Source organism: Paenibacillus hebaui, assembly GCF_051934385.1.
In the GTDB taxonomy this organism is placed as follows: Bacteria; Bacillota; Bacilli; order Paenibacillales; family Paenibacillaceae; genus Paenibacillus.
In genome coordinates this window covers 5,797,681-5,823,599 of sequence record NZ_CP196836.1, presented here as the reverse complement: position 1 = coordinate 5,823,599, position 25,919 = coordinate 5,797,681, and the positions used below count along the sequence as shown (strand labels likewise).

Annotated in this window: 19 protein-coding genes; 18 read left to right on the top strand and 1 reads right to left on the bottom strand. The window is 50.0% G+C overall.

The annotated features are described in order from the left end of the window. Positions 1–116 precede the first annotated feature (116 nt). Positions 117–5,360, top strand: coding sequence for a WIAG-tail domain (locus ACR32F_RS26445; protein WP_440112364.1), 5,244 nt, complete (start codon positions 117–119; stop codon positions 5,358–5,360). 150 nt (positions 5,361–5,510) lie between these two features. Here ACR32F_RS26445 and ACR32F_RS26440 read toward each other — a convergent pair whose 3' ends face one another. Beyond that, positions 5,511–7,073, bottom strand: coding sequence for a M4 family metallopeptidase (locus ACR32F_RS26440; RefSeq protein WP_440112362.1), 1,563 nt, complete (start codon positions 7,071–7,073; stop codon positions 5,511–5,513). Between the two features lie 755 nt (positions 7,074–7,828). Here ACR32F_RS26440 and ACR32F_RS26435 point away from each other — a divergent pair. From ACR32F_RS26435 to ACR32F_RS26355, 17 genes are all read left to right on the top strand, one after another. After that, positions 7,829–8,776 carry a glycosyltransferase family 2 protein gene (locus ACR32F_RS26435; protein WP_440112360.1) on the top strand — a complete coding sequence of 316 codons (948 nt, stop codon included), beginning with the start codon at positions 7,829–7,831 and terminating at the stop codon, positions 8,774–8,776. Between the two features lie 19 nt (positions 8,777–8,795). Beyond that, positions 8,796–9,893, top strand: a complete 1,098-nt coding sequence (locus ACR32F_RS26430; protein WP_440112358.1) for a glycosyltransferase family A protein — start codon at positions 8,796–8,798, stop codon at positions 9,891–9,893. Further along, positions 9,890–10,663, top strand: coding sequence for a glycosyltransferase family 2 protein (locus ACR32F_RS26425; RefSeq protein WP_440112356.1), 774 nt, complete (start codon positions 9,890–9,892; stop codon positions 10,661–10,663). The genes ACR32F_RS26430 and ACR32F_RS26425 overlap by 4 nt, the downstream gene beginning before the upstream one ends. Continuing rightward, positions 10,660–11,391: a sugar phosphate nucleotidyltransferase gene (locus ACR32F_RS26420; RefSeq protein WP_440112354.1), complete on the top strand. Its 732-nt coding sequence runs from the start codon at positions 10,660–10,662 to the stop codon at positions 11,389–11,391. The genes ACR32F_RS26425 and ACR32F_RS26420 overlap by 4 nt, the downstream gene beginning before the upstream one ends. A gap of 37 nt (positions 11,392–11,428) precedes the next feature. Next, positions 11,429–11,578 (top strand): hypothetical protein, encoded by a 150-nt coding sequence (locus ACR32F_RS26415; RefSeq protein WP_440112352.1) that lies wholly within the window; start codon positions 11,429–11,431, stop codon positions 11,576–11,578. Next, a complete protein-coding gene (locus ACR32F_RS26410; RefSeq protein ID WP_440112350.1) occupies positions 11,571–12,887 on the top strand; it encodes a GT-D fold domain-containing protein in 1,317 nt (438 codons plus the stop codon). The genes ACR32F_RS26415 and ACR32F_RS26410 overlap by 8 nt, the downstream gene beginning before the upstream one ends. A gap of 68 nt (positions 12,888–12,955) precedes the next feature. Beyond that, entirely contained in the window at positions 12,956–14,512 is a 1,557-nt protein-coding gene (locus ACR32F_RS26405) for a glycosyltransferase family 2 protein (RefSeq protein WP_440112348.1), read from the top strand. A 195-nt stretch (positions 14,513–14,707) separates the two neighbouring features. Continuing rightward, positions 14,708–15,655, top strand: coding sequence for an aminoglycoside phosphotransferase family protein (locus tag ACR32F_RS26400; RefSeq protein ID WP_440112346.1), 948 nt, complete (start codon positions 14,708–14,710; stop codon positions 15,653–15,655). Between the two features lie 201 nt (positions 15,656–15,856). Beyond that, on the top strand, positions 15,857–16,135 hold the full coding sequence (locus ACR32F_RS26395; RefSeq protein ID WP_440112344.1) for a glutaredoxin family protein: 279 nt from the start codon (positions 15,857–15,859) through the stop codon (positions 16,133–16,135). Positions 16,136–16,492: 357 nt separating this feature from the next. Then, a complete protein-coding gene (locus ACR32F_RS26390) occupies positions 16,493–17,827 on the top strand; it encodes an LLM class flavin-dependent oxidoreductase (RefSeq protein WP_440112342.1) in 1,335 nt (444 codons plus the stop codon). 195 nt (positions 17,828–18,022) lie between these two features. Continuing rightward, positions 18,023–19,669: an ABC transporter substrate-binding protein gene (locus ACR32F_RS26385; protein WP_440112340.1), complete on the top strand. Its 1,647-nt coding sequence runs from the start codon at positions 18,023–18,025 to the stop codon at positions 19,667–19,669. Positions 19,670–19,710: 41 nt separating this feature from the next. Further along, positions 19,711–20,643, top strand: coding sequence for an ABC transporter permease (locus tag ACR32F_RS26380; RefSeq protein ID WP_440112339.1), 933 nt, complete (start codon positions 19,711–19,713; stop codon positions 20,641–20,643). A 149-nt stretch (positions 20,644–20,792) separates the two neighbouring features. Continuing rightward, positions 20,793–21,638 (top strand): ABC transporter permease, encoded by an 846-nt coding sequence (locus tag ACR32F_RS26375; RefSeq protein ID WP_440120019.1) that lies wholly within the window; start codon positions 20,793–20,795, stop codon positions 21,636–21,638. Positions 21,639–21,662: 24 nt separating this feature from the next. Beyond that, complete coding sequence (gene ssuE / locus ACR32F_RS26370) at positions 21,663–22,211, top strand: NADPH-dependent FMN reductase (RefSeq protein WP_440120018.1); 549 nt, start codon at positions 21,663–21,665, stop codon at positions 22,209–22,211. A 71-nt stretch (positions 22,212–22,282) separates the two neighbouring features. Further along, complete coding sequence (locus tag ACR32F_RS26365; RefSeq protein WP_440112337.1) at positions 22,283–23,155, top strand: LysR family transcriptional regulator; 873 nt, start codon at positions 22,283–22,285, stop codon at positions 23,153–23,155. Positions 23,156–23,402: 247 nt separating this feature from the next. Further along, positions 23,403–24,464 carry an LLM class flavin-dependent oxidoreductase gene (locus ACR32F_RS26360; protein ID WP_440112335.1) on the top strand — a complete coding sequence of 354 codons (1,062 nt, stop codon included), beginning with the start codon at positions 23,403–23,405 and terminating at the stop codon, positions 24,462–24,464. 55 nt (positions 24,465–24,519) lie between these two features. After that, entirely contained in the window at positions 24,520–25,743 is a 1,224-nt protein-coding gene (locus ACR32F_RS26355) for an amidohydrolase (protein ID WP_440112333.1), read from the top strand. Positions 25,744–25,919 lie beyond the last annotated feature (176 nt).

Sequence of the window (25,919 nt, the reverse complement as noted above, 5' to 3'; positions counted from 1 at the left end):
TATGTGACTCCTACATTCATCCAATGTTATCGGCAAAAGTCGTGATTTGAAGTGGCAGATGCCTATATGGAAGCATATGATGCCGGAGACGAACGTTAGAGGAAGGAGCTAGCTGCATGAGTAAAAAAGGCAATAAGAAGGTTCCTACGCCGAAACTGCGGCATGTGAGTCCCAAATTTAAGGAGCTGGATCTGACCAATCGACGGTCAGACACAATGAACTCAGGTTTCACTTCGAATAAGGGAGAACGCTTGAATACAAATAAACGGGATTCGAGAGCCATTCAGGCATCGGAAGAATTCCTATCCGAATCAACGGAGCTACCTGCTACAACGAACGAGCTGGAAGACCTGGAGATCGTAGAGATCGTAGAAAAAACCACCATGTCGGAACCCGGAGAGTCTGATAGCCAGGAAGTCGAGACGCAAGATAACCCGGAAAAGCAGATTCAGGTCAGCAGCGTGGCTCCTCTTGTTCTGGATGAAGAGCAAGGCATCAACAAGCAGGAAACAGCAAGCAGGGATCGGCTGCAGATTCTGAACCAGAACCAGATGCCGGGTCATACCGGACACTATATCTACACGGATGACTTGAGTGAATTTGCTGTTACGGAGAGCAAACTGGCTCCTTTCTCTGTGGATGCCTCCAAGCTGAAACCGGATGCGGTCGGCAGTGAAGCATTGCAGGATTATGCGGTGACCAGCATTCACATTGCAGACGGGGCAATTGTTTCCGCGAAACTTGCGGAAGCGTCTGTATCCGAGGAGCACCTGATTGACGGCTCCGTGTCCGGTCACAAAATACGCAATGCTTCTATTGCTGGTGAGAAAATCAGAGATGGCAGCATTACTTCCCAGAAGCTTGGCAACCAGGTAATCGATTCAGCCAAAATTGCTGACGGTTCCATCAGCACAAGACATCTTAGCCGCATGCTGGTTACGGAAGAATTAATCAAGAATCATGCTGTAACTGGAGACAAGATCGCGATTAGCGGCGTGGATACAAGGCATCTCACGGGAGGAGCTGTGCATACCTCCAAACTGGCTGACGATGCGGTGACTACATCCAAAATTCGTGAAGGTGCTGTCACAGGCAGCAAAATCGAAGAACAATCCATTGAGTCTCACCATATTCAGGCAGGTGCTGTTAAACAGGCACATCTGGCAGAAGGGGCTGTTGGTCGTTCACAACTATCTATTGGCAGTATTGGAAGTGACCAGATTGAAGATGGTTCCATACAAACAAGACATTTAGCTGAGGCTTCGCTAAGCGGAAGACATCTGCTGGACGGTTCAATCGGTTCAAGGCAGATTCGCGCTTATGCAGTTGGCAAGGAGCAGATTGGCAATGGAGAAGTGGGCAGTGAGCATTTGACGGATGGTGCCGTAACCAGCAGCAAACTGGCAGACCAGTCTGTTGGAACAGCAAAATTGCTGGAACAGTCGATTACGGCCTCCAAGATTTCTGATCAGAGTGTCCTTTCTTCCAAAATTGCGGATGAAGCTGTCCAGGGCAAACATCTGGCTAAAGGAGCCATTCATGCAGAACATATTGCGAATCGAGGAATAACACCGGTACATGTGGACAATTCTGCAATTCACTCCATTCACATTGCAAGTGGAAGCATCGAGGCAACTCATCTGTCTGCCGGAAGTGTGTCCGGAGATGCTCTCGCAGATGGCGTGGTGTCTGAGCGGCACCTGGCAGAGTCAGCTGTAGGTACGTATGAATTGCAGGATGCCGCAGTAACAGACGTCAAGCTCGCGGATGGAAGTGTGACAACAGAAAAACTTGGAACGGCTTCGGTTAGCAGCAGAGCGCTTGCCCCGGGGAGTGTCGTATCCTCGCATCTTGCGAGCGGTTGTGTCACAGGTACACATCTGGCTCCAGGCAGTGTGGGTTCCGAGGCCCTAAGACCTTATGCAGTGAAATCGGAGCACTTGACAGAACATGCCGTAGGTGTACCTCATCTTCAGCCGGGCAGTGTTGAAACGGATGCTATTGCACGGGCGGCGGTCACAACAGACAAATTGGCTCCTGGTAGTGTAACTTCAGCCCAGTTGGCTGGCGGTTCCATTTTTCCGCCTCATCTGACGGATCATGCGATTACCTCCCCCAAGCTCTCACCAGAGAGTGTTGCCACGGATAAACTGGCGGATTTTGCTGTCACGTCAGCTAAACTGGCAGACGGCAGCGTGACTTCTTCCAAGATTATGGCAGAAAGCATTAACGCCAAACATATTCCAGCAGGAACTATTCGCGGTTATCACCTGAAGCAGCATGCCGTTTCACTGGAACATTTGTCGGAGGAAGTACGTTCACCGGAATTATTCGCTGATGGGAGTATTACTGGCAACAAACTGCGGCATGGGTCCGTAACTGTGGACCATTTGATAGCAGACTCAGTATCCGGGACAGAATTACAACAGGAGGCTGTAGGTAGCGAGCACTTAAAGCCATCCGTTGTACAATCCGTCCATCTGGCTGAAGGAAGCGTGAAGTCTGACCATTTGGGAACTCATGTAGTAAACTCAGAGCATCTGAAGGCAGACATCATTCATGAGGAGCATATTGCTGAACATGTGGTCACATCCCATCACTTGGCACCTGGATCTGTCGAAACAGACCATCTGGCACCTTTATCCATTACAGCGGCTCATCTTCAGCCAGGTTTGATCAGTGGTTTGCATCTTCAGGCAGAGTCGACAAGTGCCGTTCACTTGCAACAAGGATCTGTTCATTCCCGTCATATTCAAGATGGTGAGATTTTTCCTCATCATATCCATGAACGCAGCATCGGAACGTCTCATCTGGAAGAAGAAGCGGTAAGTACGATTATATTACAGGATGAATCTGTAACATGCTCCAAACTGGCGAGAGGTAGTGTTGATGGCAGCAAATTAACAGCAGGGGCAGTATCGGCTACCCACATTGCAGACGAAAGTGTGCAAACCCGCCATATCCAAGAAGGAGCAATCCTTGCTGATCATATTCAAGAGCGCAGCATTGGTTCAACTCATCTGGATGAGGAGTCAGTAAGTGCGGTTCATTTGCAAAATGGATCTGTAACGAGTGACAAACTGGCGGATGGCAGTATAAACAGCAGCAAATTGCTCGAAGGTACGGTATCGGGTTATCATATCGCCGACGGAAGTGTTGAATCCCGCCACATCCGAGAAGGATCGATCCTTGCGAATCACATTCAGGAGCGGAGCATAGGCACATTTCATCTGGAAGAGGAAGCAGTAAGTGCAATTCATTTGCAGAATGGGTCCGTCACGAGTGGGAAATTAGCCGACGGCAGTGTAAACGGCAGCAAGTTGCTCGAAGATACGGTGTCGGGGATCCATATCGCGTCCGAAAGCGTACAGTCCCGGCATATCCAGGAAGGAGCGATCCTTGCTGACCATATTCAGGAGCGGAGCATAGGCACATTTCACTTGGAAGAGGAAGCAGTAAGTGCGATTCATCTGCAAAATGGATCTGTAACAACTGCCAAGTTGGCCGACGACAGTATAAACGGCAGCAAGTTGATTGAAGGAGCGGTATTGGATATCCACATTGCAGACGATAGTGTGCAATCCCGTCATATTCAGGAGGGAGCAATCCTTGCTGATCATATTCAAGAGCGCAGCATAGGCACAGTCCATTTGGAAGAGGAGTCGGTAAGTGCAGTCCATTTGCAAAATGGATCTGTTACGAGTGCTAAACTGGCGGACGGCAGTATAAACGGCAGCAAGTTACTCGAAGATACGGTATCCGGGATTCATATCGCATCGGAAAGTGTGCAATCCGGGCATATTCAGGCAGGTGCCATTCATTCTGGTCTTATTCAGGAGCGGAGCATAGGCACATCCCATCTGGAAGAGGAAGCAGTAAGTGCGGTTCATTTGCAAAATGGGTCCGTAACAAGTGCTAAACTGGCCGACGGCAGCATAAACGGCAGCAAATTGCTCGAAGATGCGGTATCGGGGATTCATATCGCTTCCGAAAGTGTGGAGTCTCGCCATATCCAGGAAGGAGTGATCCTTGCTGACCATATTCAGGAGCACAGCATAGGCACGTCCCATCTGGAAGAGGAAGCAATAAGTGCGGTTCATCTGCAAAATGGGTCTGTAACGAGTGCCAAACTGGCCGATGGCAGTGTGAGCGGCAGCAAATTGCTTGAAGAAGCGGTGTCGGATGTCCATATTGCAAATGGAAGTGTGCAATCCCGACATATCCAAGAGAGAGCGATTCATGCTGACCATATTCAAGAGCGCAGCATTGGGATCTCCCACCTGAAAGCGGAATCGGTAAGTGCGATTCACCTACACAATGGTTCCATAACAAGTGCCAAACTGGCCGACGGCAGTGTAAACGGCAGCAAGTTGATTGAAGGAGCGGTAACGGCTGTCCACATGGCAGACAAAAGTGTGCAATCTCGGCATATTCAGGATGGAACGATCCTTGCTGATCATATTCAAGAACGCAGTATTCGCACAACCCATCTGGAAGAGGAAGTAGTAAGCGGGGTCCATCTGCAAAATGGGTCCGTGACGAGTGCTAAATTGGCCGACGGCAGCGTAAACGGCAGCAAACTAAGTGAACAAAGCATTACATCCAATCACTTGAATGCGGGAATTGTCGGTCCGGCGCATTTGAGCGAAGAGATATGGAACGCGATTCGCCAGTTCAGTGGAGAAACGCTGGAGCAGCTGGCAGCGATCAAAAGACAAGAGGCATTTCTTCAGACAGAGAGCGAAGCTGTACAGCCATCACAGCAGGCAATTGTCGAGGCACTGCCGGGTGCCGGTCTAGAGGAAACACAAATTCACCAGGCATTGAATCAGGAGTTGGGGGAACAACAAGAGCAGGTATCCCAAACGCACCAGCTTGGAGAACCAGTGGCAGCTTCATTGACGACAGAGGAGACAATTCAGGCTCAGCAGCGACAGTCTGAACGGTTACAGGAGAACGTTGGAACTACGGAGTTTATATTGAAGGAACAATCGGTTACGCAGGAACATCTGTGTGATGATTCGGTGGGCAGCAGTCAGCTGCAAGCTGGTTCGGTTCAGGTCAAACATCTGGCATTCCAGCCTGTGCGCAGTGTGAGCCGTCAGCCTGTTGCGCAGCAGTTCGGCATGGAGGCATTTGTACTGCCAGAGCATGAAGCCTGTGTGGAAGTGACCGTCGGATTTGAGGAATCCTTTGCATCAGAACATTATGTGATTGTTGCCATGTGTAATGATCGGGGATTTCAGGTGTCACTCCTCACCCAGAGTGAGGATGAGGCGGTATTGGAAGTTTCGCGCTGTGCGGGATGCAGTCACACGTATGGATTATTGTCATGGATTGCCGCTGGGCCTTCCATTTAGAAAACAAGTGATTTTCATTCTGAATAAGCAAAAGCGGTTCCCAGATTTGTCCGGGACACCGCTTTTGTTCATATATATAAGCTTAATCCGTTCGGACAGTGAGGGTGTGTCTGAACGATTTACTATGAGTGCAAAATGCTGGAATGAAACTTACAAGCCGACAGCTTGATAAGCTTTAGTAATGGTAGTAGCTTCAGCGGAATTCGCACCATATAAATCTTTAGCTGCTTGGATGGTCGCTGTTTTGGCAGCGGCAAATTTGGATGTAGGCGTCAGGTAGTTCACAAGTGTGCTGTAGAAAATCTGAATGGCTTTATCACGTCCGATTCCAGTTACAGTCACACCATTATGTGTGCCGCCTTGAGCTGCAAGATAATATGCTTTGTTGATGATACCGCTGTTGATATGAACACCGCCGTTGTCGGATGATCCGGTATAGCGGTCACTGTATTTGTCAGGCTGTCCATAGAGTGTAGGATTGGACAGGGAGCGCAGTGCATCACCTGCAATGTTAGGGGTATAGATATCGTCACCAAGCAGCCAGTTTTTGCTTTGGACGGTATTTCCGAAAATATCCGCGAAGGCTTCATTTAATGCGCCCGGCTCATTGCGATATTCCAGATTGGCTGTGTACTCAATGACACCATGAGTCAATTCGTGACCCACCACATCCAGATCACCAGACAGGGAGCGGAAAGTCGTACCATCACCGTCACCAAAAACAATCTGTACTCCGTTCCAGAAGGCATTATTATAGTTGGAGCCGTAATGTACAGTGGATTTGATTAACAAACCGTTGCCATTAATACCGTTGCGGTTGAATTTGCTTTTGTAGAAATCATACGTGGCAGCAGCATGGGCGTGAGCATCTACGCCTGCACGATCCGTCCATACGTTATCGGAATCGGTCAGGAGCGTGCCTGGAATGGAGGAGCCATTGTTTGCGGTGAAGGTCTGAATCCCATTGCCGCGAGTGGTATCTTTCAGCTGGAATGTATTGCCGGATTGAGTTGTGGTAAGGGTTTTGGTATCACCAGTTACACCCGTACCCGTTCCTGTCGCGAAGTTGATGAGGTCATATTGGGAAACGATACTGCCATCAACGGCATTCACGAAATATTTCGTCCGCAAAGGGGCTGGTTCAAGCACATTGACTTCGGTAATGTACACGAGGTACGTTTGGTTGTCTTCCTCATTGTGGTAAATGTTCAATTCGGCTTCAGAGGCTTTTTGGGGTTCACCAAGCTCTCCAATACGGGAAGTTGCTTCCACTGATGCAATTTTGATCGCATCTTCTGCGCTGATTTCAGCTACGCCGTCATTGGGGATCGCCTGTTCTTCAACCGGTGGGAGATCTCCAAGTGCGGATGAGACTTGACCTGTCTTGTCCAGATGGATCGTCTGCTCAGCACCGTAGACCGGGATTCCCTTAATATACTGCTTCAAGCGGAAGTGTCTTACGCCAGATGTGTCTGTGGTTCTTTTGATAATTTTGAGTTGGGACTTCACATCGGAATCCAGGAATTGTTCCTGTTGTCCAAGGAAATTAAAGATTGTTTCGTCGGAGCCGCTGTTCAATTCGATTCCTTCCTCAGAGGCATAAGGGGCCTGCAATGGAATGGACTGATCAGACAATGGAGCTGCAGCAGAAGATACGGAAGCGAGCAAAAGTGCTCCTCCAAGAATTGTTGGCATAACTTTGGCAAATTTCATAGTAAACTCTCCCATTCTAGATATAATTTTTTTGGAAAATAGATAATCATGCCAATCTTGGTTGGAGTTCCGTCTGCAACTTGGGCAGCGCGGAGCGTGGGGCTGAACCTGAAGCGTGGAATGTGACAAAAAACGATAAGAACAAACTCGGCAGAGCCTGTGTCCAGAATAGAAAAGGAATACCGCTCGTTTATTCGGTTCAGCCACGAGGCTTAATCGTCCATTGTGGTTCCTCTTCCAGAAGCCGGGGTCTTGTCCAATTGCGAAGCAGAAAATGATGTTATGAAGCAGGGGTGTACGTACCAGGTTCACATCATAATAAAAGGATCACGTATCGAACGGCATCACTCCTTTCAAGTCACATGTTACGAACCAAAAGCAGTTTTCCATGATCACCCTGCACTCTATAATTAACCTAAGGTTAATTAAAAGGCGCGAAAAGGCTGGGAAGGAACTAATGTTCCTATTAAGGATTTTTTTGTAAATAACTGCTTGCAACGTATAGTATCACATTGTAAAAGGTTGGAAAAGATGCAATTTTAAATTTCTCTCGAAATTGTGTCTGAAGTAGGGGATCTATAGCGTTTTACGAAAATTTTGACGTATTTTGTCCGAAGGGATGGGATATAGGACTCCGATTGCAGACAGAACCTGCTTGGTTCAAGGACATACGCCGTTTCCACTGCTCCACGAATACATAGAATAATGTGTACTCCCTTTGCATGCCGATGATGTACACCCGGGAGGTGAACGTATTGCAAAAACGCCGTACTACAGCTTTATATGCAGCCCAATCGGATTTGAAACGAAGAAAAGCATATCCGAAGAAACGGCGAATGAAATCTGTCTACAAAAAGGGTACAAAGGCCTATAAATACGTGATTCCACCAATGGAAGAGATGAAACGGGAAGAAGCCGGGGCAGAGTTCCGCAGGAGGGATATACCAACTCATGATCCCAAAAGCTCGCGTGTGCCCATGCTTTCGGTTATCATACCTGCGATGAATGAAGAGAGGACCATTGGTGCAGTTGTCCGTCAGGCACTACGTATATATCGGGATTCTGAAGTGCTTGTTGTTGTGAATGGTTCAACGGATGGTACTGCGGCTGTGGCAAAGAAGGCAGGAGCTCAAGTACTTCGTTACACCGAAGCTTTGGGGCATGATGGAGGACGACGAATCGGTGCAGCGGCAGCTCGTGGCAAGGTGTTGTTGTTTACGGATGCAGACATTCCCATTCCGGCAGAACATCTTGCACCTTATGTGCGAGCGATCCTCGATGGAACAGATGTGGCACTCAACGATTATGACGGTCCTGTTACGCGTATTCCTGTTCACCCTGTGGTGGAGGCGAAACATGTCCTGAACAGTATGCTCGCCAGACCTGATCTGCGAGGGGCTTCCATGACAGCTATTCCGCATGCATTAAGTCGCAAGGCGCTGGAAGTTATTGGTGATGCTGCACTGGAGATTCCACCACTGGCGCAGGCGAAGGCGGTAACCGGTGGACTGGAAGTACGTGCCGTCCATCATGTGCCTGTAGGCAAAATGAACGCAGTTCGAGTCAAAAAACGAAGGGGTCCCGATCCGCTCAGTCAAGTTGTATGGAATGATCATCTGACAGCGATCAGGTGGATAACCGACACGCTCGGCCCACGCGGAGGACATTCCGATCTGCAGCGTGCTCGCAGCCTGACGAGGTGAGAATGCTGGAGGTGAGGAAATGAGGAAGCGTTCAGCTGGTGTCCTCCGTGAGCGGACAGCAAGCAAACGAACAACCACAAGGAACAGGCGTATAGGCAAGAGAAGCTTGAATAGATCCAAACCCAAGCGTATCACAACGAACAGGTCGAAGTTGCAATCGGTCTGGAAAGCGGGACAACTGGCTGGATGCAATGCCCCCATTGAGATTCAATTGGTTGAAAAACATGCACGTATGGCTTGGCACGAACATGGGCTTAAGATTTCGGCGGAGCTTAGGAGCTATAGTGCTGTAATGCAGGCGGGGAAAGCATTTATGCAAGGATATGCCCAATCTGCGGGACGTTCATTGCATATCGTACCCCTCCATCTTAATCGATCGGCCGCTGCAGTTGTCTGTGCCTGTAACGAGGAACAAACACTCGGGCAAGTGCTGGTACAATTGAAACGATTGCCACTGACAGATATCGTTGTGGTATTGAACGGAACAACGGACAATAGTCTAACACAGGTGCTTGAACAGTCTGACATCACACTGGTGTATGAACCAGATCGAGCAGGACATGATGTGGGCCGAGCGTTGGGGGCCAAGATGACGCAGGCGGAGACAATTCTCTTTGTGGATGGAGATATGGTGGTTTCGGCAGAAAAGCTGGCACCGTACCTGTATGCTGTCGACCGGGGTGATGATGTGGCATTGAACAATCTTTCATCGTTGTTACCGCCATTTGCCCGACAGGATGAGGTGAGTCGGATCAAAGCTTATCTTAATCGGGTGCTGGGCAGATCTGATTTGGGTTCCAACTCCTTGACAGCGGTACCTCATGCCTTGTCGCGCAACATGATCCAGACCGTGAAACCGGAGGCTCTGGCTGTTCCTCCCAAGGCGCAAAGTCTTGCCATCCTGCGTGGACTAAGAGTGACAGCACCCAGTCAGGTGGATGTTATTCGCTCCAATCGTCTGCGTTCCACAAACATGGGGAGGGGTAATGAAGTCGCCGGATTGATCATCGGGGACCACCTGGAGGCGATTGCAGCCTGGCTGGATATGGGCGGGAATAAGGCGCAAGCCCTGGCGCTCACCCGTGCCGAAGTGGCCTACAGGAGGAACGCCAGATGACAATGACGAGTATTATTATTCCAACGTACAACGGGCTGGATCTATTGGGGCCATGCGTTGATGCTATTCGAAAATATACCGGCAACCATACGCCGTATGAAATTATCGTTGTGGATAATGGTTCGGTGGATGGAACTGCTGCTTACTGTGCCCGGGAACGAATTCGTTTTGTCCGATTCCCGGATAATCGCGGATTTCCGGCAGCGTGCAATGCTGGGCTTCGCGCAGCATGTGGTGATGAGCTGTTGCTGCTGAATAATGATGTCACGGTCACGCCTCGCTGGCTTGAAAATCTGCTAGCCGCTCTCTACAGTGATGCAAGCATTGGGATTACAGGCCCTGTTACTAATTATGCGAGCGGAATCCAGCAGGTGAAGCTGGACTTCCGGAACATGGATCATTTTCAGGAATTGGCCGAGTCCAACAATAGACTTGATCCTTCCAGATGGAAGGAAGTCAGGCGTATTGTCGGTTTATGCATGCTCATGCGGCGAAGTGTAATGGAGCGCATTGGTCTATTGGACGAAGCCTATTCGCCGGGACACTATGAAGATGACGATTATTGCTATAGGGCCTGTATGGAGGGATATCGTCTGCTGGTGTGTGGGGATGTTCTCGTACATCATCGTGGCAGTGCGAGTTTCCTGAAGACAGATCCGGTGGCGTGGAAACAGATGCTTGAGCGCAATCGATCCATTTTTATCAACAAATGGCATGTCGATCCCCTTGAATATATTGAGAAATCCGATGAAGGAGGGAATGTGGAATGAAAGGTGTAATTCTTGCTGGCGGAACAGGAACAAGGCTGTACCCTCTGACTCGGCTGATTAACAAACATCTGATTCCAGTCGGCAAACATCCGATGATTATGTATGGTATCGACAGACTCCGCCAGGCAGGTATCGAAGATATATTGATTATCATAAACAAACATTCCGCTGGCCTATACACGGATTATCTGGGCGGCGGAGCAGATCATGGCGTCAAGATCACTTATCGGATTCAGGAGAAGGCAGGTGGAATCGCCGAAGCCTTGGATCTGGCGAAATCCTTTATTCTTCCTGGAGAGAAATTCGTTGTGCTGCTGGGTGATAACCTGTTTAGCGACGATCTGAAGCCATATGTGGATCGGTATATGCAGCAGTCTGCTGGTACGGCCCGTGTCTTATTGAAAGAGGTGGACGATGCACGGAGGTATGGGGTGCCGGTGTTTGATCCACAACATCCGGAACGAATCTCATACATTGAGGAAAAACCGAGTCAACCGAAGACCTCTTATTGTGTCACCGGAATATATATGTACGATGATCATGTATTCAATCTTATTCAGAACATTGTGCCGTCTGCACGCGGAGAACTCGAAATTACGGACGTGAACAATCACTACGCGTCTGCTGGAGGACTGGAATACGATATTTTGCAAAAATACTGGAGTGATGCAGGGACGTTCCAATCGTTACAGGAAGCAGCAGTTCGCATGAAGGGACAACTGCCCTAAAATAAATGCGCCTGATGTTACCGCTGTGAGGTGACCCATGAAAGAAGAAGAACCTGCGCCGGAGCTGGAAGAATGCTCCGGCGCTTTGCGCAGCGGTGGCACTCCTCGTGCATGTCAAGGGAGGGAAGGCCGTGAGAGTAGCGAAACGAAGTCATGTGGTCAGGAGCAGAAGCACGATAATGGGTAGAAACACAGATGCTTGGCATGGAACCGTGAGCGTTGAACCCCAAGCGAGTGTAGGCCGCGAACCAAAAACCGTTGGGCACATAAGTGCTAGACATGGTGGGAGCGTGGGAACGAGAGCTAGGACCAGAGCAGGAAAAGGTGAAGCGTGGGGAAGCGTTCGCACACGAGTGAGGGCAGAGCGTGCAGGTGCGAAGCGTGGCAAAGCCAAGAAGCGAGCCAATGCAGGCAAGCGTGCAGGGGTAAGGCAAGGCCGTGCGGGGGCGCAAGCCAGAGCGGGCAAGCTTGCGGGAGCGAAGCGTCGTCGTGCAGGCGAGCGAAGCGCCGCCCGCAGCAAACAGCGCACGGCTGCGCAGCGTGCGCCTGCACCTGGGCCAGCACCGCTGCACGCGAAGCGCGCGCACGGTGCCGCGGCGGCGGGGCGGGGAGGCGTTGCCGCGAATGCAGGCAGCGCAGGGGCACTTGCGCCTGCGAAGCCGGCTGCAGTGCCCGAAGGCGGCTACGCCGAGGGCTTCCGCGACGGCGTGTTCGCGGGCGGGGAAGCGCTGGTGGCGCAGCACATCCCGCCGGACCACATTCTGCCAGCCGTTGCGGCGGCAGATCTGATCGAGGCGGGATTCCGCCAATACGCGCCCAGCCTCACCCGACTGGCCAGCCCTCATGAGATGGCTGACCATGTCCAAGGGGCGCTGGATGCGCAGCGCCCCCTGTCTGTTGTTCGCCTCGGAGATGGCGAACTGCTGACCCTGGCAGCAGATACGGTGCTGCCAGGCGAGCAAGTGCAGGAGCTGGCGCCGTTTCTGCCCTATGCAGGGGTGCCGCGCTCCAATGCAGACATCCGCGCTGCACTTGCGGAAGCAATCCAGGGCGCCGATTGGGTAGGCGTTCCGATCTCGCGTGCTCCTACGTTTCAAGGCTTGTTATTCCCGGTATTGCGCCACTTCGGTATCGACTGGGCCCGTTTAAAGTTGACCAGCTCCACGATTAATTATAGCTTGCATCAATCCGGTCTGTTGTTGCCCATGCTGCAAGGACGTCGGGTGCTGCTGATTGGAAGCCGTGCTGCCGAACTCGGCGCACTTTTGCACAGCCGAGGTGTTCATGTGACCGGCATTATAGGCGCAGTGGCGGGGGTTTCGGATATCCCGATAGTGATGCAACAAACAGCGGAGCATTCGTTTGATATCGCTCTTGTGGCAGCAGGAATCCCGGCCGTTATTCTGTGCCGCCGAATTGCTGGTGAGTTGGGCCGGGTTGCCATAGATTTTGGACATTTGGCTGACAAATTGGTCACAGGAGAGCTTCATCTTTAGGTTATGGTCTGGAGCAGCGTCACCTGTAACGTTATTGCTTTTGGACGATGGGAAATGGAGGGAGCAAGATGAACAAATCAAACAGCCGTTCAAGACAACGCCATGCTTTGGGTAACGCAGAAGTGGGTTTGCATTCAGCTGGAAGCCGCTCGCCCCGGAGGTCGAGACGCCAAGGTAAAGGCAAGCGGGCAGCCAGAGGTGCCAAGCTTTTCAAACAGGGTTATCACAGAGGCTACGATGAAGGATTACGGCAGGGACAGAGTTCATTTGGACTGGTGTTTGAAGGGGTAAGCATTATTATTCCGACTTACAATCAGCGGGAATATGTCCTGCAATGTGTATCGAGTATTGAAAAGCACACGCCTGCTCCTTACGAAATCATTGTCGTGGACAACGCCTCCAAGGATGGCACAGCAGAAGCCCTGCTTCGCAAAGGCGGCATGGTGAGGGTAGCGGCGTTGGACGTAAACCGTGGTTTCGCCGGGGGGGTTAATTATGGATTGATGATGGCAAGAGGCAAACATATCGTGGTGCTGAACAATGATACACTGGTCACCCCTGGCTGGTTGGAGAACATGATGACATGCCTTGCGAGTGATCCGCAAATAGGGGTGGTGGGGCCAGTTACGAATTACATTGGCGGAGATCAGCAGATTGAAGTGCCGTACAGTGAAGTGAATGACATGTGGTCCTTTGCTGCCAGACATAATCGTCCAGATGCGGGGAAACATCGGGAAACGGAAAGACTGGTTGGATTTTGCTGGCTCTTCTCAAGGGAACTGCTGGGCCGGGTAGGTTATCTGGATGAAGGTTACACCGTGGGCAATTTTGAAGATGACGACTGGATCATTCGGGTGAAGCTGGCGGGGTACAGGCTTGCGGTAGCTGGGGATGCCTTCATCCATCATTACGGAAGTGTGAGTATGAAGGCGCTTGGAGAACAGGATTTGAACACAGTGAACAAGGACAATGAACAGTTTTATTCTCAAAAATGGGGCGATTCGCATGAGCTGGTTACCGAAATCTCCCGATTAGGGGTGTATGCTGATACCTCTGTCAGTCAGCAGGAAATCGCGTCCCCTGGACAGATGGACCCGCCTGATGCTCGGCAACGTATATCCACCAAGGGGAGTAGCGACATCGCTAATAAGCTGAGACACAGCACGGATTTTTACCCGGATGGCTGTTTCATCTCTGATCTCAAGGGCGATGTGTATCGCTTAGTTCGTGGACAGCGGCGCAAGTTGAACATCCCCGTGCCACGGGGCATTTCGCCCGTTCAGGTCGCCAAACCGGATCTGCTCGGCGTACCAACAGGAGAAACGCTGGTATCGGCAGGTGAATTGAAGGGGTGGCCGCTGGAAAAAGGTCATGTTCATGAACCAGTGGTCCAGAACAGCCGCGATGCCTTGGTGGAAGGTATGATTGTGGCCGCAGTGAATTCGCCAGAACGATGGTACCAGATCAGCGGGGGGAAACGCAGAAGGTTTGTAACTCCATATGCTGCGGAACGCTGGGGCGTAAAACAGGGACAGATCGTCAGTGTAACTGCGGACCAACTGTGCTCAATCGAAGAAGGTTGGCCGATCATTTCCCCGCCGCAACTCTTGAACGAAGATCTGTAATGACGAGGCAGCCTGTAAGCCGGAACAGCAGCATGGTGCGGAATGTAATGTGTGGGGTATCACTCTACTCCATTCCGCATCCGAACTTTACATATGGAGCATACCGATTGAAAGATTAGCGATTTCATTTTACACTATGACCAACTCAGTCATCACTAAGTGTAGCTTAGGATAACGATATAGGGATGGTGCATTATGAAAAACGCTGTGGTCATGCAAGCTGAACGAATTGTCAGCCATTTTCTGCCTGGACAAGTGAAATCCTCACATCATATTCTCGGTAAAGGCTTCGTTAATCAGGTCTGCCTGGTTGAGACGGAAAGTGAGAAAGTGGTTGTCCGCATGAACAATAAAGATAATTTCCCCACCTTTATGAAGGAAAAATGGTGCATCGAGCAAGCAACGGCAGCGGGTATCCCTGGGCCACAGACATTGTCCGTTGGGATTACGGATGAAGTCGCATATATGATTCAAACGTTTGTGGAAGGAGATAACGGATTGGATAGCTCTGTATTCGAGTCCGAGATCTGGAGGAAGCTCGGTGCATATGCACAACGCATTCATTCGATCCAAGTGACCGGTTTTGGAGGAGATCTAATTGATCCTGTTCAAGGGACGTTCCACTCACCACCTCATCCAGGATCAGATGGCAGTTGGGACGGGTATGTGCAATATAATATTAATAGTCTGACGGAGCATGATCGGCTAATTGAGCTTGGCGTAATTACAAAGATGGAATCGGAGACCATAAGGCATTGGTTCGAACAGTTGAAAATGGAAAAGTTCCGATTTGGTTTATGCCATGGCGACCTCTCATTAAAGAATACAATTGTCAATGAGACAGGTCAGGTTATACTACTGGATTGGGGAAGTGCGGAGGTAACCGTGGTGCCCCATGGGGATATTATTCATCTGCTGCGATGCCAGCTCCGGGGCGAGGGTCCTGATGCCGAACAATTGAGAGCGTTCTTTGAAGGGTACGGGATCAGTAAACAAGAGCTGGATCAAATGAGACATGTATTGTTATTGCAAGCCTTTGATACACTGCGTTGGGCTATCGATCAAAGTCCAGGCGAAATCGAGTCCTATGCCGCATTTGCTAAACAAGCTTTGAACATGGCCAGGGAGGCCGGTAAAGATTAACTCGTGTGTATAGTTGTTCTTTCAAATTTTAAATTTAATCTTTCTATTCTGTTATAGATTTATTCTATTAGTAGATCCATTGACGCTTGAAGCACTCAGGAGTACATTTATAGCCATAATTCTTATTTAACAGATAGGAATTTAAGGTATAGGGATTGATCGTTTAGATTTTAACCTTGAATCCAATCAGGAGGTATGTCGATGTCTTCATCATCCAAAAAAGTAGTGCTGTGGAGTAAAACAGGCTGTCATTTCTGCGGGGAAGTCAAAGCATTTCTGACGGCTCGAAACCAGCCTTTTGAGAACATCGAAGTGCAGGGTAATGATGTGCTGAGGGATGTGCTTGAAGCCAAATACGGCATTCGACATGTACCTGTTGTTGAAGTGTTAGGAGACGGTAAGTTTGAAGCATTGCTGGAGCCTGATCTGGAGAAACTGGCTGAGCTTCTTGCACGGTGGGACGAAGTTGCAGCGATTTGACGGGATGTTTATAAACCTCTTATCAAGCAGTTCCGGTTGCTGTATGAAGCAATGGCATTATGCAGTAACTGGAACCACCATAAACCGGGAATTTAGTTGGGTGGAAGAGTGTCTAAGCGATAACACTCGAATGATGCAAAATGCTGATTCAGATATCCAATCCTTATATAGAAAAGTTCTATAAGTCACGCTGTTGACCCTTTTGCGGGGCAGTGATAAGATTTGTGGAATTAAAACAAACCAAACTCATAGGAATAGTTAACTTTTAGGTTTTGCTCATACGTAATCCATATCAGATGAGACTTCAACGTCTCTTCAATATCTTAATAATCTAATCCCAAGGAAGGCGGAATGCAGATGACAGCAAAACGCAGTTTGAAATTTGGAGCCATTGTACACGGGGTTGGGGGCAGCAATACCACATGGAGACATCCGGAGGTTCAGGCGGATGCCAGCGTTAATTTCGAGTTTTACAAACGTCAGACGCTCAAAGCGGAGGAAGGTAAATTCGATCTTGTTTTTATCGCGGACGGTCTGTACATTACTGAGAAATCCATTCCCCATTTCCTTAATCGCTTCGAACCAATCAGTCTCTTGTCCGCTCTGGCTGCGATTACTTCACGCATTGGACTGGTGGGCACACTCTCCACTTCGTATAGTGATCCCTTCACCGTAGCCAGACAGTTCGGCTCCCTCGATCTGATCAGTAACGGTCGTGCAGGCTGGAATGTGGTCACATCTCCGCTTGAAGGATCGGCGAAAAACTACAGCAAGAGCAATCACCCTACCCACCCGGAACGTTACCGGATTGCAACGGAATATTTGCAGGTGACCAAGGGTTTGTGGGATTCATGGGAAGATGATGCTTTCGTAAGAGATAAGGAGAACGGAGTATTCTTCGACCCTTCCAAGCTGCACACTCTTAATCATGAAGGAGAATTCTTCTCCGTAAAGGGTCCACTCAACATTGCCCGTTCACGACAAGGACAGCCGGTCATTTTCCAGGCAGGTTCATCAGAAGATGGCAAAAACCTGGCTGCACAAGAAGCGGATGCCGTCTTCACCGGACATGACACCATTGAAGATGCGCAGGCATTCTATAAGGATGTCAAAACACGGGCGGCTTCCTATGGACGTTCTGCACAGGATATTGTCATTTTGCCAGGCATCAATCCCATTGTTGGACGGACAGAAGAGAAAGCTGAACAGAAATATCAGGAAATCGCAAGCCTGGTCACGATTGACAAAGCGCTGGACTACCTGGGACGTTTCTTCGAACATCATGATTTCTCCCAATATCCGTTGGATGAACCTTTCCCGGAGCTGAATGGCATTGGAAGCAACAGTTTCCGCAGTGGCACGGACAAAATCAAGAAGGATGCGAAGGAGCAGGGATTGACCTTGCGTGAAGTGGCTCTGCGCGCAGCAACACCCCGCAGCAAATTCCTGGGCACACCGGAGCAGGTCGCTGACAAGATTCAGGAATGGTTTGAGACGGAAGCGGCGGATGGCTTCATTATTGCTTCCGAGCTGCCAAGTGGACTGTCTGATTTCGTGGAACTGGTTGTTCCGATTCTGCAAGAGCGCGGCATCTATCGTACCGATTATGAACACGATACACTGCGAGGTAATCTTGGGGTGCAAATTCCGGTTAACCGTTATACGGCAGCCAGAGAGCAAGTGAAGATCTAAGCTGGTATAACTTCGTGGGAGTGAACGAGCATCCGATTTTGTCTGACTGTTTGTTCTAACTAGTAATGAAGTCATGATCAAAATCATTCGCTACACGTTTTGTACTATCTTAAAACCGACTTATCTCATAGGATATATAGAAGTATTGGATTAACTAACATTAATGGCACCTGTATACACAGAGGGGGAAGCGATATGAACAGGTCTACTTCATGGATGAAATATATGGCATTGGCAGCCGTATTGGTGATGGTATTATCCGGTTGCGGAGCGGCGGCAGGAGGCAACACTAGCGGTACGGCTCAGGCTTCCGGCGGGGATCAGGCCGGGCAAGCGGAGGGTGGAGATTTAACCTTTGCACTTGCCACATCGCCGGATACACTGGACCCTCACCGGAGTGGGCTTGCCGTAACCGTACGAGCAATCCGAACGATCTATGACAATCTGGTGGTACAGCTGCCGAACAGTTCCATCAAACCTTGGCTCGCCAAGGAATGGAGTGTATCGGAGGATGGCAAGAGTTATACCTTCAAGCTGCGCAAAGACGTGAAGTTCCATGACGGAACACCGTTTAATGCAGAAGCCGTGAAATACAATCTGGATCGGGTGATTGACCCGGCCACCAGAGCTGCCAATTCCCTTGCCCTGATCAGACCCTATAGCTCCTCCGAGGTCATTGATGAATATACCATCAAGGTGAATCTGGATTCCCCTTCGCAATCCTTTCTAGGCAACTTGAGCCAAGCGCTGCTGGGAATCGTATCCCCAACGGCTGCCAAAAAATATGGCGACCAGCTGGGTAAAAATCCGGTGGGCACAGGCCCGTATACGTTCGTGAAATGGGATGAAAATGCGGATATCGTCGTTGCCAAAAACAAGGATTACAACTGGAGCCCTGACACGGTTGTAAATAAAGGGGCACCACATGTGGATACGATCAAATTCAAAATTGTACCGGAAGAAGCGACCCGCATCGGAAGTGTACAGAGTGGTCAGGTACTCGCCGCGGAGACCGTTCCGCCGCAAAATATCGCTGCATTGAAGAACGATCCGAACCAGCAATTGTTGCAGGCCAATACGGTTGGACTGCCGTATACACTCTTTTTCAATCTGCGCAAAGCGCCTTGGGATGATGTGAAAGTAAGGCAGGCGGTACAATCCGCTGTAGATGTGGAATCGATTGTCAAAACATTGTATCTGGGCAACTACGAACGTGCGTGGTCTGCATTGTCTCCAGGCATCCTGGGGTATGATGCCTCCCTGGAAAGAAGCATTAACCCGGATATTAACAAAGCTAATCAACTGCTGGATGAACAAGGATGGGTGAAAGGTGCTGACGGCATTCGTGCCAAAGACGGCCAGAAGCTGACCTTACGTTATGTCGATGGTTCGCCCAATCGGGAGAAACGCAATGACATCGCCGCGATTATTCAGCAACAGCTGAAACAGGTGGGTATTGCCGTTGAAGTCGAAATTACGAAAGACATCGCAACGGTCATCTATCAGAACTGGGATTATGATCTCTATGGCAACAGCCAGGTCAACTCCGATCCAAATGCATTGTATGCCTTCTATCATACAAGTGCAGAGGGTGAACGTCCGACACTGTCAGGGTTGTCTGATCCGAAGATCGATAAACTGCTGGAGCAGGGAGCGGTGGAGACTGATCCAGATAAACGGGTGGATATCTATAATCAGATCCAGCAATACCTGATTGAGCAGGCGGTCATCCTGCCGATCTATGTATTCCCTTATACGGTGGCAGCATCCAAAAAGGTCGAAGGCATCAAGTTCGATTCGCTGGGGTACCCACTCTTTAACGATGTTCGCATTCAGCCCTAACATGAACGGCCAATCCCGATTCAGGAAGGAGATATCCCGGTATGGTTCAAACGATACTGTCACGACTTGCAACATCGCTTCTGGTTATATTCGGAGCTTCGGTGCTGGTGTACTGCATCATGTATCTTCTGCCGGGTGATCCGGTTCTGCTCATGCTGGACCCGTCCTCGGCTACCCCGGAGATGATCGAGAATCTGCGGGTTCAGCTTGGACTGGATCAGCCGTTTTACATCCAGTTTGCCAACTATTTTGGCGATATGCTGCGCGGGGATTTTGGTGAATCCATGATCAATTCCGATCCGGTCCTGCCCAAAATATGGGAACATTTCCCGGCGACACTGGCATTGACTGCGCTAAGCTCGATCATTGCCATAACAATCGGCATTACACTCGGTGTACTGTCCGCCATTCATCGTAATGGCGTGATTGATTTCGTCGCACGGCTCGTTGGACTGTTCGGCATCTCCATGCCAACCTTCTGGACGGGGATCCTGTTGATTCTGTTATTCTCGGTTCAACTCGGATGGTTTCCCGCAATGGGTTCGGATGGCTTCAGTTCATTGGTTCTTCCGGCAGCCACACTGGGTCTCGTCGGTGCGGGCTTCATTGTGCGAATGGTGCGTAACAGCATGCTGGAAGTGATCAATGAACCGTTTATCGTAGCGTTACGGGCGAAAGGGCTCTCCGAAAGCGCCATAATGTATGGTCATGCACTGCGTAATGCGCTGATCCCTGCGGTAACGGTCATCGGCATGTTGATCGGTGATCTGCTCGCGGGAACCGTCGTGGTGGAGACCGTCTTCTCCAGGCAGGGAATCGGCCGAATTATTGCAGATGCCTTAATGGCCAAAGACTTGCCTGTCGTGCAGGGAGTTGTCTTTTTTACAGCGATTATTTATGTCGTTCTGAATGTGGTAGTGGACATTTCGTATGCGTACATTGATCCCAGAGTTAGGCGTGCGGCCCGAACGTGATCACGGTGGAAGCAGCTTGTAACGTCAGGAGCGTCTGAAATATCTGAACACGGAGTGATGGAAGGGGGCGTCAATTCGCATGAGCATGAAACCGTTGGTTGGTAATAAAAAAGGTTGGACCGGCAGCATGGGGCGAATACGCCTGTGGAATCGATGTCCGTGGCGTCACCGCATATCATTCGCGGTATCCCGATTATTCTTATGCAGCGTTGCTGGTGGTGGTGTTTACCGTCACCTGTGCCATTGTACCGGGCTGGATTGCTCCCTATGATCCAACTCAGATGATGACGGACGCCATCCTTCAGGCTCCCTCTACTGCACACCTGTTCGGGACCGATTATTTTGGCAGGGATATATTCAGCGTAGTTGTGCATGGCAGCAGGGATTCACTGCTTATTGGCTTCGCCTCGGTACTTGTGGGCGGCATTGTCGGCAGTGCCCTTGGCATTATTGCTGGCTATGCAGGAGGTATCGTGGATACCATCACCATGCGGGCTGTTGATATTCTGATGGCTGTACCGGGTGTGTTACTGGCGTTGTCTGTTGCGGCCGCACTTGGGCCGGGACTCATGAATATTGCCCTGGCTGTCGCGGTCTCTTCCATACCGGGGTATGCACGGGTGATGCGTGGGCAGGTCATGTCTGTCAAAGGTTTGCCTTTCATTACAGCGACACGTTCACTGGGCGGTTCAAATAGCCGTATTTTCTGGAAACATGTACTGCCACATTCGTTGTCACCGCTGCTTGTCATGGCGACGCTGGGCGTGGGTACCTCCATCCTGACTGGCTCTGGTCTCAGTTTTCTGGGACTTGGTGTGTTGAAGGAAATACCGGATTGGGGAGCGCTGCTCTCCCAAGGAAGATCATATTTGACAGTTGCCTGGTGGATTTGTACGTTCCCGGGGCTGGCCATCACCTTGTTTGTACTGGCAGTTAATCTGATTGGAGACGATATTCGCGACCTTTTGGACCCCAAAGTAAAAGGAGCGGCTTGACCGCTATTCCAAGGAGGAATCATGATGTCACATGTCGTTATTATTGCTGGATCACCTTCCAAACGTTCGCGTTTGACAGGCCTTACGGATTACAGCAGCAACAAATTAAGTGAGGCGGGCATTACGGTTGAAGTGATTCACGTCGTGGATCTGCCAGCGGAAGATCTGGTGCAGGCCCGGTTTGATAGCTCGTCCATTCAGGATGCACTTGCTGTCGTTGAAGCCGCTGATGCAGTTATTGTGGCTACGCCGGTATATAAGGCATCATACTCGGGTGTACTGAAGCTGTTTCTGGATCTGATCCCGCAGGAAGGGTTACGGGGCAAGTTGTCTCTGCCATTGGTCATTGGCGGTTCAATCGCCCATCTGCTCGCCATTGATTATGCATTGAAGCCTGTTCTTGCAGCACTTGGAGGCCGACATATCCTTGGTGGGGTATATGCTGTTGATCAGGGAATTGAACGACTGGATGACGGGAAATTTGTACTTCCAGCCGACATCACATCACGTTTGGATCGTTCCTTGGAGGAATTGATATTGAATCTGGAAAAGAATGGGTTTACGATACATTAAAACCAAGTAAATTTATTGGATAAATAGAGATACGGTAAACGTCTACAGACGTGGATTTAGGGGGGGCGCTTATGAATATTGAGAACATTGAAGCATTTGTATATATCAATCATTACGGAAGCTTCAATAAGGCTGCCGAGGTACTCTTTCTGTCCCAACCTTCTGTCACCGCTCGTATTCAGTCCCTTGAACGTGAATTGGGCTGCAAGTTATTCGACCGCCTTGGTAAGCAGATTGTACTTACGGAGGAGGGACGAAAATTTCTTCCCTATGCGCAGCAGGTGTTACAGGTCATTCAAAAGGGCAAGCAGAAGATTCAGCAGCGTCGAACAACGCCTGAAGCGCTGCGTCTTGGCAGTACGGTATCGGTATCCAACTACGTCATTCCCGACTTTCTGCCCAAAATCAAGGAAGCTTACCCCGAGGTGAGCATCAAACTGACTACAGCAACGACGGATCAGCTCGTTGCCAAGCTGCTGGGTCAGGAAATCGATCTTGCTTTTGTGCGAAAGGTGATGCATCCTGCGATCCGTACGGTTGCTTTTTATGAAGATCCAATCCAGTTGTACGTGTACAAAGGCCATCCATTTATTGAACGCGGGCATGTCAGCATAGAGGCGATTCGGAATGAGCGGCTGGTCTTTTTTGAATGTGGCTCATTGGACTGGCTGCGCATTCACCGGGCTTTCGACTCGCTGGAACACCCGCCGGATATTACATATCATGTTGATCATTCGGAAACGGCGAAGAAACTGGTTAAACAGGGGGCAGGCATTGCATTTCTCCCGGGTCTGACAGTACAGCAGGAAGTTCAGGACCAGGAACTGTTCCCTATACAGGTACATGAGGTGGCAGGTGTATCGCTACAGATCAGCGTCGTGACGTTAAAAGAAGAACATTCGCCTTTTGCAGAGCCCTTCGGGGAACTGCTGCGGCAGTTATAGAGAGCTATATAAGTTGAATCTGACTTTTACACCAAAACGGAGAGTGCAGAACCAATCTGAAGAAGCGAAGCGTGCGCATTTATCAGCGGATTATTCCCTTGGACCAAGGGAATAAAGAAAATCTGGGGATAAGAGCGATCGGAAGATGGTACTGCAATCGGAGTGACAAGGTGTAACATCTCTAGTTCAACTTATATAGTGAAGATTCATGAGCACAGATTCAGCATGATTGAAGGAGGAGAATGAGATGGGTATTCGTATTGGCATATTGGATCAGACCCCAATCTATGAAGGGCAGACGCCGATTGATGCTTTTCGGCATACGATTGAGCTTGCACAGCGGGCAGAACAGCTTGGATTTCATCGGTTCTGGGTATCGGAGCATCATGATTCGGGGCATGTCGCAGGTTCTTCCCCGGAGGTACTCATCTCCCACTTGCTGGCGCATACGAAACGGATTCGTCTAGGCTCTGGAGGCGTAATGTTGCAGCATTACAGTCCTTACAAAGTCGCCGAGAATTTCAATGTGCTCGCTGCACTTGGACCGGGGAGGATTGATCTTGGTATTGGACGCGCACCGGGGGGACTGCCCCGTTCAACACAGGCACTACAGCAAGGCATTCAAGAGGCAGCTACCCTCAAGGAGAAAATCATTCAGGTGAAACAGTTCATTCATAATGAACCACATGAAGATGAAACGCATCCTTTGGCAGGCTTAAGCGCTGCACCAGTATCCGAGATTCCGGCGGAACTGTATGTGCTCGGGGCAAGTGTTGATAGTGCTGGCATGGCTGCGGAACTGGGGCTCCCGTATGTATTTTCCCAATTTATCAATAGCAATACTGAGGTGGCTCATGAGGCCTTTCGTGTTTACCGGGAGCAATTCGACCATTCGCATGGGCGGCAACCCTATGCTGTACTAGCCATATCGTTAATTGTAGCCGAGAGCGAGGAGGAAGCGGAAGGGCTTGCGAGTGAACATATGCTGGTCAAGATCCATCTGGAGAGTGGCAAAGTGTTGACCGTTGGTTCGGTGGAACAGGCCGAGGAATTCGGACGGCAATCGAACGAGAACTATCGGATTGAGGTTCTGGAGCCAAGCGTTACCAGGGGTACAAAAGAAACGGTGGGTCAGGCACTGCTGCAATTCCAGCAGGATTATGCCGTGGATGAATTAATTGTCACAACAGCTACGCGTGATTTTACCAAGCGTATCCGTTCATTTGAATTGTTGCGTGAGACGTTGGATGATCAAGGGATCGGCGAATTCACGAATGAATCGACACCTGCTCAAGCGGTGATTGGTTAGGAATGCGTACGCTCGCGCTCGCACATCACATACGATGAGGAAAGGAGGCAATGTCATGAAGAGTGATCTAGAACAGCCTGAGCAGCAGGCAGATCAAGTAGCACAAGAAGCACAGGGCACTAAGCATGAGCTTAACGTTGAGCAGGATGAAGAATTTGCAGAGCACTTAACGACGATTCGGCGACATTTGCATCGCAACCCGGAGTTGTCAGGTGAGGAAAAGGAAACAACGGCAGCCATTCGCAGCTGGCTGGAAGAGGAAGGCGTACGTATTGCAGACGAATATTCACTGCGTACGGGTCTCATTGCCGAAATTGGCCAGGCTGACGGCCCTGTGGTTGCGTTGCGAGCAGACATTGATGCCCTGCCCATTCAGGAAGAGACGAAGCTGGAGTATGCCTCGCAGGTTGCAGGCAAGATGCATGCTTGCGGTCATGACGCACACACCGCCATTCTGATTGGTGCTGCACGATTGTTGAAACAGCGCGAGTCCCGGCTTCAGGGCAAGGTCCGGTTATTGTTCCAGCCTGCGGAAGAGAAAGCAACGGGGGCACGACAGGTCATTCAGAGTGGGGCTTTATCGGATGTGCGTGCTGTATTTGGTCTGCATAACAAACCTGATCTGCAAGTGGGTACAGTGGGTATCCGTGAAGGAGCGCTACTGGCAGCAGCGGACGGCTTTGTTGTGAAAGTAGAAGGCGTAGGTACGCATGCGGCGGTGCCTGAAGCGGGCATTGACCCGATTGTAGTTGCTTCCCATATCGTAACCGCACTGCAAGCCATCATTAGCCGGAACGTCGGGGCACAAGAGAGTGCAGTAATCAGTGTGACCAAAATTCACAGTGGCACGGCCTGGAATGTCATTCCGAATGAAGCCATATTGGATGGCACCGTACGTACTTTTGATGAGAAAGTTCGTGCCCGCATTCGGGAACGCTTCAACCAGGTGGTTGCAGGTGTTGCTGCAGCGTATGGAACACGCGCTACGGTACGCTGGATTCAGGGACCGCCAGCCGTGGTGAACGATGCATCTTTGGCTTCCGCAGCTGAGCAGGTCGTGAGTGAAATTGGACTGAACAGCATCAGACCGGTGCCCTCTCCAGCAGGTGAGGATTTCTCCTTTTATCAAAAAGAGGTTCCGGGTCTATTCCTCTTCCTCGGGACTTCCGGTCCGCACGAGTGGCATCATCCTGCATTCGATGTGGACGAACGGGCGCTGCCACTTGGCGCACATCTCCTGGCCGCACTGGCTGAACGAGCACTGCAAAACTTGCAGTAACATCACGATTAATGAATAAAAATGAGTTTTCAACGGTAATCAAGACCAAAGCGGTCGCCATTAAATGGTGACCGTTTTTTTTGTTATTTAACGATGTGAAAGGACAGAAGTACACACAAATCTTGTGAGCAATATAATTTTTTTATATGGAAAATATTGTTGACGACCTCAAATTT